This is a genomic window from Frankia sp. BMG5.23, from assembly GCF_000685765.2.
In the GTDB taxonomy this organism is placed as follows: domain Bacteria; phylum Actinomycetota; class Actinomycetes; order Frankiales; family Frankiaceae; genus Frankia; species Frankia casuarinae.
Genome location: NZ_JDWE01000147.1, coordinates 1 through 1950 on the forward strand (window position 1 = coordinate 1; position 1950 = coordinate 1950).

The window sequence follows — 1950 nt, forward strand, 5'->3', positions numbered from 1 at the left end:
TACCTGCACAAACAGACTTTGCGGGTCACCCTGCCGAACGACCCCCAAAAATGCCGTCGATGAATATCACCAAAGCAGACCTGTGAAACTTCCTCAGGAGGTGCGGAAAAGTCCGACTAAAATAGCCGTCGGGCAGGTTCTGCTCGCCGTCAGAAAGCGCAACCGCGCACGGCACACCAAGCTCCACCAGAGCCGCCATGGCGTGCAGGGCTGCAATGGCGCCGGCCCGGTCGTCGATTGCCTTGGCGGAGATGACCCGACCATTCTGCGCGGTCGGGTTCCTGTACACCGCTCGGTCTCCCAGCCGGACATCACCTACATCTGAACATCGGAGACTGTCGCCGAGGACCTCCGCAATCCCGTGGGCCACGGTCTCCGGCTGGCCCCGCCTGACTCCAACGAATGTGAGGGGTAGTCGAACCTCGTGCGTTCTGAAGCGGTGGCACGGAGCGAGCGTCGCATGGCCGTCATAGACCTCGATCACGTTGAAGGAGGCCTCGTCAAGATGGGCAGCTAGTACGAACCTGGCGGAAGGGAGGTCGCCCACGACGAGGTTTCCAGCGAGCGGCTCCGGTGCCGGCAACCGCAGCGCCGCGCACTCCTCGGTGAGCACGGGGAGCAACATGTCGGGAACAAACTGATGCGGGACGTCCCAGCCGACCATTCTGACAAGCGATTCCAGCATTGCATCAACTTCGAAGATCATCGGCCTCACTCTGTCGCGGCGTCTCACGGCGATGGCGAGAAAAAACCTTGTGGCATGCGGTAGCGATCTTCTACTAAGCGGCGGCGCCTGACGCTCTGGACCGATGGATCCGCGTGAGCTGGCCGGCCCCTTGTGCCGCCCAGCTCAGATATCGTCCTGGGCGCGTCGCCACTTTATGGTGCATCCCATCGACGGCGTCTGCAGAGCAGGAGCCGGCTCGCCTGCCAGCATCCCGATCGTGGCCAATCTGAGGTCCTGTCCGGTTACTGGTTCGGTGTTACCTGGACGGCTCCCGTCCAGCTGACCCCGATAATAAAGGAGCCTATTCTTATCGAACAAATAGAAATCCGGTGTGCATACAGCGCCAAACTCGCGGGCCACAGTCTGCCCTACATCTACCAGGTACGGGAAGGTGTAGCCTCGCCGACCGACCTCATCGCGCATGCGCAAAACGTCATCCTCAGGATATCGTGTCGGATCATTGCTGTTGATCCCGACCGTGACTATATGCGAAGCCGCCGACTCCGAAGCGAACCGGGAGATTTCGTTCGCCACATGCTGGACGTACGGGCAGTGATTACAGAGGAAGACGACGAGAAGGCCCAAAGCTTCCCGGTATTGATCACTTGCCACGAGATTTCCGAAGCAGTCAGGAAGCTTGAACCTAGGCATAGGCCATCCGATTTGAGCCTGACCTGAACTTACAACAGCCATGACCTAGGACCTCCTCATAGTGTATGCCTCCAGAAGATGGGTAAACGCCTCACTCAATGCCTCGTCCGTCGCCCTTGTGAGGTACCGAGGTTTTCCTGAGTCCGGCCCACCGGTCACGAGAAAACTCTGCACGGAGGCCATGTAGATCTTCCGGAGAGCCGTCTCGACATTTATTTTCCTTATTCCAGCATCGATCCCTTCCTGGATCGCCTCGCTTCGAACTCCCGACGAGCCGTGCAGCACTACTGGGAGGCCTGTGGCAACGGACACGTCACGCACGAGCTCAATGTGGCTCTGCGCACTACGTCTGAAGCCGTGTTCGGCGTCTGACGTTTCGTAACCTCACGGTTGTGACGGAACGTGACGGCGAGGGTGTCCGGAAACGGTGACGCNCCCGCCCCTGGCAAGATCATGACTGTTGAGGAAATGATCGCCGGGGAAACGGGTGCGTCGTGGTCGAGGGTACGTCGTTGGGTGTGGACGTCGCGTGGATGGTCGGGTTGCCGGGCTGCCGGGTGGTGCACGTCGAG

At 59.9% G+C, this 1950-nt stretch carries 2 protein-coding genes and 1 pseudogene; all 3 read right to left on the reverse strand.

All coding sequences use genetic code 11. From position 1 onward, the window contains the following. Positions 1 to 25: 25 nt before the first annotated feature. Entirely contained in the window at positions 26 to 706 is a 681-nt protein-coding gene (locus BMG523DRAFT_RS22225; protein ID WP_152987902.1) for a hypothetical protein, read from the reverse strand. A gap of 144 nt (positions 707 to 850) precedes the next feature. Further along, on the reverse strand, positions 851 to 1420 hold the full coding sequence (locus tag BMG523DRAFT_RS24000) for a thioredoxin family protein (RefSeq protein ID WP_083494940.1): 570 nt from the start codon (positions 1418 to 1420) through the stop codon (positions 851 to 853). A 3-nt stretch (positions 1421 to 1423) separates the two neighbouring features. Then, positions 1424 to 1726: pseudogene (locus tag BMG523DRAFT_RS24005) on the reverse strand (class II fructose-bisphosphate aldolase); the annotation flags it as partial. Positions 1727 to 1950 lie beyond the last annotated feature (224 nt).

Excerpts from the sequence above, each read along its gene's own strand:
- BMG523DRAFT_RS22225 (WP_152987902.1), bottom strand. The coding sequence starts at position 706 with ATGATCTTCGAAGTTGATGCAATGCTGGAATCGCTTGTCAGAATGGTC.
- BMG523DRAFT_RS24000 (WP_083494940.1), bottom strand. The coding sequence starts at position 1,420 with ATGGCTGTTGTAAGTTCAGGTCAGGCTCAAATCGGATGGCCTATGCCT.